Origin of the sequence: Nostoc sp. CHAB 5715 (genome assembly GCF_020829685.1) — a bacterium.
In the GTDB taxonomy this organism is placed as follows: Bacteria; Cyanobacteriota; Cyanobacteriia; order Cyanobacteriales; family Nostocaceae; genus Nostoc.
On sequence record NZ_JAIVFR010000259.1, the window covers coordinates 1 to 8065 of the forward strand.

An 8065-nucleotide genomic window follows, 5' to 3' on the forward strand; every position below is an offset into this window, starting at 1 on the left:
AATGACTAATGACCATTGTACAGACGCGTTGAACCGCGTCTCTACGAATGACTAATGACCAATGACTAAGATTGTTATCTAGAAGTTTTTGGTAGCGCGGCGGTAATTTGGCGGAGCATCATGACTTGCCAATAAGGTACAGGAGCCAGCAATACAGTACCAGTTCCCTCAAAAGTATTGACGAGAAATTCACCAGAAGTCATCGAACCTAAAAGAGATTTGGTAGCTTTTTCAACGCGATAATTTAAGCTACTTGTGCGAGCGATCGCAAAATTTCCATCCACAACTAATCGATCATTTCGTAAATTTATTACTTCTACAGGGCCTTGTGCTGCCATCACTACTGTACCCCTGCCTTTGACTTTTGTTTGAAACAATCCCTCGCCACCAATTAAGCCTGATACAAATTTGTTTCGTTCAACTCCTACTTCTACAGTGCCATCACTAGCCCAATAAGCGCCACTATCTAAAATCCATTCACTACCGTCTAATTCTAAAATGTGATATCCCGATAAAGAAGGCTCTAAATATAATTCACCAGTACCTGTATATGTAGGACGGAAAATATTTTCTCCCGTGGCTAAGGATTTCAAAAACCCGCCTGCTGAAGGAGCTTTAGATTGCATCTGAATGTTGCCACGTATATAGTACATAGCACCAGATTCAGTTCGGACTGTTTCGTTTTGTAAAGTAACCTTGACTAAACGTAAGCTTTCTCGTTCGATTATTTCAAAACTTGCCATAATTTTTCTTTTGATTTTTACAGAAATGTGTAATATCACGTCCGGTTAAACAGTTGTCATTGCGAACGGAGTGAAGCAATCGCTCCAGACGTTGTGATTGCTTCGTTTCACTTCGTTCCACTCGCAATGACATATCACAAGTAATTTATCGGACATGATATAATTGGCTCTTAAACAGAATTTATATACATTTTTGGCATCTATTTTTACAAATGGCAAGTCGAAAAATTTAATTAGATTGTTAAACAAAGTCTATTTGATGAAAATGAATTATCTGTGTTCAGAAAAAATATTGGTATCACTTACTGTTTAACTTAACGTGAATTTGACGGCTCATATTGTGCTCATATAACATAAATTAGTCAAATAAAAAGACCTCTAATACCAATTCCTGAAAATCCTGATTCATGTAGATTTATCGTAAGGGCATGGCATTGCCATGCCCCTACGAACCTATTTGTATCATTATTAAAGTGAAATGGTATAAGTTTATCGAACTCACGTTAGTTTAGTTAGAGTGAATATTTATAATTTTGAAAAATAGTTAACTAGTTCCGTGGGTTTAAGTCCCCCGGTTCAATAAAAAAGCAAGTTTTGTGTTGGGGTTAAATCCCCATTACAAAACAAAATTTACGAATTACGAATTACGAACTTGTACCCTCGCTTGTCCTGAGCGTAGCCGTTGGCGCAGCCTCTCGTAGAGAAGGGCGTAGCCGAAGTATTACGAATTATTTAATGAATCTTCACTCCTAAGTTTTAGCTCCTATTTTGTGTTTATTGCTAACTTCTAAGGGGAGGAAAATTGTCAAAACTTCCCCATAGTGTGGACGCTGACGCACAATCAGTTTGCCGCCGATCGCCTGAAACAAATGCTTGGTTGCGGCGATATTCAAACTAATCGTACCCGTTTCTGGTTGGAACATCAGCAATTGACCTAGAGCTTTGCGAATTGGTGGCGTTGCAGGTATGGTGGCTTTACTTGAATCTTTGCATCCAAATTGGGGCGATAATTGTAACTTAAGTTGATCTCCCGCCGGGATAACTTGTACTTGAATATGGCTACCAGCAGGTAAGCTGCGAGTGAAATTCTCTATCAAACCAGTGAGTACCTGATCCAGCATCATGGGATTACTTACCACTGTTGGTAGTTGCTGGGGTAAAACAACATTTAAAGTTAAGTTCCGCCGATGCGCTGCTTGTTCCCAACGGGGAATGCTCTGCTGCAACACTTGATCTAAAGACATCGGTGTGAGTTGAGTTTTTGGCGATTTTGCTGAGGTAGTAGTTTCCAATTCCGCTGCCTTAAACAGCAACTCCATACGGTCAATTTGCTCGGTACACTCGTGATCGATAATTTTTAAGCGATTGATCACGCTAGCATCTAAGTCTCGCCGCTTCAGCAGTAAGCGAGTCATGGTGCGAATAGTTGTTAAAGGTGTGCGGACTTCGTGAGCGAAAGCTTGGAGCAATTCTACATCAGGATTTTGGGCATTGGGCATTGGGCATTGGGCATTGGGCATTGGGCATGGTTTATCCTCCTTGTCCCCAGTCTCTTCTGCTTCTGTTAATTCCTGAAGCAACAACTGGCTAAACTGAATCATGATGCGGTAATCTGGCGCTACCGGAGAATACTCTTGTACTAATGTATCCAGGCGGGCAAAAAATTCTGGATTAGCCAGCATTACCCTTGCTCCTAGCGATCGCCAAGCCTGCTGCACTACCTCTGGCTCAAAAGAAAATGAAAAGGTTTTTTTACCGTTTTTGTGTGTTGCTAAAACCAGTACTAATCTAAATTTTTCTGTAAAAACCAAGCAAAACTGCTCTGCACCTAGTGGATCGGCAGGTAATAAAGAAAGTACCGATTCATGGGGAGCCATTTCTTCATTTGCAGAGGCAATTGCATCTGGCATCTGAAATGGCATCAGCGCCAAAGGGTTAAATGGTTTTGCCGTAAAAGTTACTGTTTGTAAACTTTGAGTCAGTTTTGGCTGACTAAATAAGGGTGCTGGTGCAGCTAAAACTAATCCTTGGGTTGTGTCTCTTGAAGCAGCTGCTAAAGTATTTAATAGCAAATGTTCTGTCGCTGCTAGGCTGACACGCCACTGCCGTTCTGCTTTAGCAGGTGAACATTCAGCCACACTTGATTGATTTTCAGCCAAGATTTCGCTCAGACTTGGCAATATCCATTTGTACACAGGCTTTCACCCCTTAATTCAAGAGCGACTAACAGCGTCTAGGGTAGAAATTTCACTACTACCTAAGAGGTTATAGCTATTTGTGTACTGACAACAGTCGTAGAACCGAACAATTCGGGCGCAATTTCCCCTCTAAGTGCGATCGCAGTTATGGGCTGAAAAACTACTCGCGCTCATTTTTACCGATAGGTATGGCGATCGCAGAAAGCTTAATTAACAGCAGCAGCTGTTGAATGTAATCATCAGTGTACTGGAGGTTGCCGTAGATGAAACTAACTGGGTTGTTGATTTCGTGAGCAAGGACATCGGATACAGTTGTTTTCCACACGATCTAAAGAGAGTGCCGCACCGCGATGAAGACATTGGTCTAGAAATACTACAACATTTCCAACAGAATTGCGGTACACGACAAATTCCTGGTTTAGCATTGTGATACGTTTGGGCTTATACCATTTCTTTGTGAGGCTGCGCCAAACCCTTTTAACTTCTTTCTTTGTGTCCTTCTCTACGAGACGCTACGCGAATGCCTCCTTTACGGTAGCCTGCGGCAAGCCGCTTGGCATCTACGTTTTTCTTTCTTGTACTTATAGCGGTTCTCGTTTACGTGAGGTACACCCGTAGGGGCACGAGCCAGCTCATACGTGTCAACTTAACGTAAAAGCCATGTCCCGCAAGGAACTGAAGTTCCTTGGCTAATAGCTTAAGTCTTCTTTTGATGACTAAATAATCCGAAAAATTTTTAGTCTACTTTAGTAGACTTTAGCTATAAGCCCTGAAATTCATTTCTGGGCGGGCGTGTCAGCCAACAGATAAGCGATTTTTAGCTTAAGTTGACACCAATGAGCAAAGTTTAGCCCCTACACCTTGCGATATAATGTTGTACCGCATTTGGATGGGAACCGCTATATGGTTTAGTGCATCTTCATACAGAATTGGTATTACTAGTTACAGCAAAGCTGAATTCGCAGGTGTACCAGAAGTTTTTTAACATACTCTTCCCTTAACTATTAAATTTATCAATACCACTTTAAGTAAAAGCCAAAAATATCCACTTACTAATTAAGGAAAAAGCGTTTTAAACCAACTTGAAAAAGCCAGTTTAAAACGCCCTAAACTACTGGAAAGATCGAAAATTAGTTAGTGATAAATAATTGTTGTGTTAGTTGCTAAAAGAACCAGCAGTTTTCACCAAGCAGTTAACAGAGGAGTACAGTCGTGCTAACTACTAAACACTTTTGAATCAATTTATTACTCAAGTTTGTCAAGAAAACTACTAGATTTCCATAGATAGCAACTAAAAGCTTGTAATTTATATGAGTAGTGTTTTTTAGCCACCTAAAGCGTTGAATACTGTATTACCTGTAGCTCCTAATACTCCTCCTGACTTTTGTCCTATCTGACCTTGCCCAGTTACTGCCTCACGTTCAATCGCAGTCAGTGTCTGTCCTGCTGCTCCTGCAAGGGATTAGGTAGCACCAAACGTTGCTTCTAAATCGTTAACTGTGCTGCCGCCAACAATTGAGCTTTGTTGTGTCTCGTTCAACTCCTCAAATAAGGTTGCAGAAATATCTCCATTTCCTATTGACATTCCTAAATATAACATTTGAATAGCCATCAGTTCAACTCTTAATTCTATAAGTTACACAAGCAATTATACAGTTTATCTCATGTGATGTTATACATATTTGGAAATATCCTACTTTTCTTACTTTTCCTACTTTTTATTTTCGATAAATTCATGTCGTATAAATAGCAATTAAGTAATTTTATTTAGGCTATAGCTTAGAAATAAAAAACTTCTTACCTCTTGTATCCTTTTAGTATTGGCTATTTTTTCATAACAGAATAATTGAGGATTTATACAAAACATCCTACTAAACCTACTTTTCCCACTAATACTAATTATTGTTGTAACTAAATATACAATCATTACATTAGATAAAAAAATATTGAGTGTAATGACTACCTCTGCTATTAAACCAACTCCCCATCCACAGCTGCGTTGGCGTAGCCCGCGCTTCTCTACCAGACGCTGCGCGTAGCTTGCTTAAGAGGAGGGGTACGACTTGCCTCTGCTACCACCGCAGGCATCGCCCACTGGGGAAACTTTGCCAGCAGCCTCTTGATGATGATACAGCTGCATCACCTCCCCAATCGCCACAGCCTCACCTTCTGACATACATCACCCAACTGGAGCGATAGTCAACAGAAAGTAGCAAAATTTTTAATCTAGGTCTATTTTAGCGATCGCAGATGCAAGTTTGAGGAAGGATAAACCTCATTTCGTCAGATGCAGCAGGCTACGTAAAAGATTCTATGTGCGACGCCGAATAGCCCGTCGTAGATATCGCATTTTTTGAGTAGATTAACAATAGACCATCTCAAAGGCACTTTATGACTTCTTTTGATTCAGTTGAAGATTTGGTACTAGTTGCTGGTGCTACTGGTGGAGTGGGGCAACTGGTGGTAGGCAACTTACTAGAAAAGGGTTTGAAAGTTCGCGTTCTGACACGCAATGCTGCAAAAGCCGAAGAAATGTTTAACCGGAGAGTGGAAATTGCCGTTGGTGACATCCGCCAGCCAGCTACACTACCAACCGCAACGCAAGATGTCACCCACATCATAAATTGTACCGGAACCACTGCCTTTCCCTCTGCGCGATGGGAATTTGATCAATCCCTAAACTTGATTGAATGGGGAATCACTTTCCTTAACCCCAAATCTAGTGAAGCAAAAGCAAAGAATAGTCCGGCCAAGGTCGATGCCCAAGGTGTGAGCAACCTAGTGGCAGCAGCACCCCGCAATTTGAAGCGGTTCGTTTTCGTCTCTTCTTGCGGAATTGAGCGTAAAAATCAGTTTCCTTTTAGTATTCTTAATGCTTTTGGCGTGTTGGATGCCAAACAGAAGGGCGAAGAGTCCATTATTAACTCAGGATTACCCTACACCATTATCCGCCCAGGACGCCTGATTGACGGGCCATATACCTCATACGACCTCAACACCCTCCTGAAGGCAAAAACTGGGGGTAAATACGGTGTGGTAGTAGGCACTGGGGATACACTTTCGGGCGATACCAGCCGGATTGATGTAGCAAACGCTTGTGTAGAATGCCTTTTACACTCAAGTAGTTCCAGGAAAATTTTTGAAATAGTCAACCAGGGACAAAGGCCGCCTGCAATTAACTGGGAAACTCTTTTCTCTGGGCTTGAGTGAGTGCTGTTAGCGATAGCGGGGCGTTGAGCCAGTGCTGAGTTCAGTGCTTTTGTAGTTTATTACCTCTAAAGACGGCAAACACCACTCTACCGTTACGGTTCACCCTAATTACTGAAAGTATTAATTCTCATACATTAGACGAAGTGAAGGCAATAAATCCATGAAATAACTAAAAAAAGTATTTAGTTAGTTTAACCGTCCTAAGCAAGGTTCGGGAAACTACCCTTCATGGACTGGCTACCACTAAGCTTCAGTATATATATCAGCATATCTGGAGTTTTAACCCCAGAAAAGCCAAAACAAAGGTATTCATGCTGAACTGGCTGATTTATTGACCCTGTTGGTTCAAAATTTAGTCCTTTATATTCTCATTCATTCATTTGTAGTTATACGGAGCCAGCACCTAAAATGGCAAAAGTAGTTGGAATTGACTTAGGAACAACGAACTCCTGCGTGGCAGTGATGGAAGGTGGTAAACCCACAGTAATTGCTAATGCTGAAGGTTTTCGGACAACGCCATCAGTAGTCGCATTTGCGAAAAATGGCGACAACTTGGTTGGCCAAATTGCCAAACGCCAAGCGGTGATGAACCCCGAAAATACGTTTTACTCAGTCAAACGCTTTATCGGACGCCGCTACGACGAAGTTGGTAACGAAGCTACGGAAGTTTCTTACAAAGTCCTTAGCAGTAACGGCAATGTCAAATTAGATTGTCCTATAGCTGGTAAACCGTTTGCTCCTGAAGAAATTTCTGCAAAAGTTCTTCGCAAACTAGTTGAAGACGCCAGCAAATACCTGGGTGAAACTGTAACCCAAGCTGTAATCACTGTTCCGGCATACTTCAACGACTCGCAACGGCAAGCGACAAAAGACGCTGGTAAAATTGCAGGTATTGAAGTTCTACGGATTATCAACGAGCCTACCGCAGCTTCTTTGGCTTATGGGTTTGATAAGAAGAGTAACGAAACCATCCTCGTGTTTGACCTTGGTGGTGGTACCTTCGACGTATCCGTGCTGGAAGTAGGAGATGGAGTTTTTGAAGTACTAGCCACATCTGGTGATACCCACCTCGGCGGTGACGACTTCGATAAAAAAATAGTTGACTTCTTAGCTGAGAAGTTCAAGAAAGCTGAAGGCATTGACCTACGGAAAGACAAGCAAGCTTTACAACGTCTGACTGAAGCCGCAGAAAAAGCCAAAATTGAGCTTTCTAGCGTTAGCCAAGCAGAAATCAACCTGCCATTTATCACCGCTACCCAGGATGGACCCAAGCACCTGGATACAACCCTGACTCGCGCTCAGTTTGAAGAACTTTGCTCTGACTTAATCGACCGTTGCCGTATTCCTGTGGAAAATGCCCTTCGGGATGCCAAGTTAAACAAAGGCGATATTGATGAAGTGGTGTTAGTTGGTGGTTCTACCCGCATTCCTGCTGTGCAGCAGATTGTGAAGCAGGTATTGGGTAAAGACCCCAACCAAAGTGTGAACCCTGATGAAGTCGTAGCAGTTGGTGCAGCCATTCAAGCTGGGGTACTGGCTGGTGATGTAACTGGCATCTTGCTGTTAGACGTGACACCCCTATCTTTGGGTGTGGAAACATTGGGCGGTGTGATGACCAAAATTATCCCCCGCAACACAACAATTCCCACTAAGAAATCAGAAGTTTTCTCCACTGCTGTGGATGGACAAACCAACGTAGAAATTCACGTCCTCCAAGGTGAACGCGAATTCTCTAACGATAACAAGAGTTTGGGAACATTCCGCCTGGATGGTATTCCTTCTGCACCACGCGGCGTTCCCATTGTCAACAGTATTATGGATAAATGCCGGATCGTGAATCTGGATAAGGATATCAACCTGCCAGAAACCGATGCCAAAGAGATGAGTGCCGACGATCGCGATAATATTGTTGGC

8 protein-coding genes are annotated in these 8065 nt (G+C 42.2%); 2 read left to right on the forward strand and 6 right to left on the reverse strand.

Annotation, left to right across the window (positions count from 1 at the left end):
* Positions 1 to 74: 74 nt before the first annotated feature.
* The 6 genes from LC574_RS15925 to LC574_RS38045 all read right to left on the reverse strand — a co-directional run bounded on the left by LC574_RS15925 (position 75) and on the right by LC574_RS38045 (position 5117).
* A complete protein-coding gene (locus LC574_RS15925; protein ID WP_229454418.1) occupies positions 75 to 743 on the reverse strand; it encodes an AIM24 family protein in 669 nt (222 codons plus the stop codon).
* 749 nt (positions 744 to 1492) lie between these two features.
* Complete coding sequence (locus LC574_RS15930) at positions 1493 to 2938, reverse strand: HAMP domain-containing sensor histidine kinase (protein WP_229454419.1); 1446 nt, start codon at positions 2936 to 2938, stop codon at positions 1493 to 1495.
* 163 nt (positions 2939 to 3101) lie between these two features.
* Positions 3102 to 3266, reverse strand: a complete 165-nt coding sequence (locus tag LC574_RS15935) for a histidine kinase dimerization/phospho-acceptor domain-containing protein (protein WP_229454420.1) — start codon at positions 3264 to 3266, stop codon at positions 3102 to 3104.
* Positions 3211 to 3366: a Rieske 2Fe-2S domain-containing protein gene (locus LC574_RS15940; RefSeq protein ID WP_229454421.1), complete on the reverse strand. Its 156-nt coding sequence runs from the start codon at positions 3364 to 3366 to the stop codon at positions 3211 to 3213. The genes LC574_RS15935 and LC574_RS15940 overlap by 56 nt, the downstream gene beginning before the upstream one ends.
* A gap of 1037 nt (positions 3367 to 4403) precedes the next feature.
* Positions 4404 to 4553, reverse strand: coding sequence for a hypothetical protein (locus LC574_RS15945; protein WP_229454422.1), 150 nt, complete (start codon positions 4551 to 4553; stop codon positions 4404 to 4406).
* Between the two features lie 432 nt (positions 4554 to 4985).
* Positions 4986 to 5117, reverse strand: a complete 132-nt coding sequence (locus LC574_RS38045; RefSeq protein WP_267871555.1) for a hypothetical protein — start codon at positions 5115 to 5117, stop codon at positions 4986 to 4988.
* Positions 5118 to 5332: 215 nt separating this feature from the next.
* Here LC574_RS38045 and LC574_RS15950 point away from each other — a divergent pair, with 215 nt between their 5' ends.
* Both LC574_RS15950 and dnaK read left to right on the forward strand, forming a co-directional pair.
* A complete protein-coding gene (locus LC574_RS15950) occupies positions 5333 to 6151 on the forward strand; it encodes an SDR family oxidoreductase (protein WP_229454423.1) in 819 nt (272 codons plus the stop codon).
* Positions 6152 to 6559: 408 nt separating this feature from the next.
* Positions 6560 to 8065, forward strand: a 1506-nt coding sequence (gene dnaK / locus LC574_RS15955) for a molecular chaperone DnaK (RefSeq protein WP_229454424.1), incomplete at its 3' end; no start/stop codon positions are given.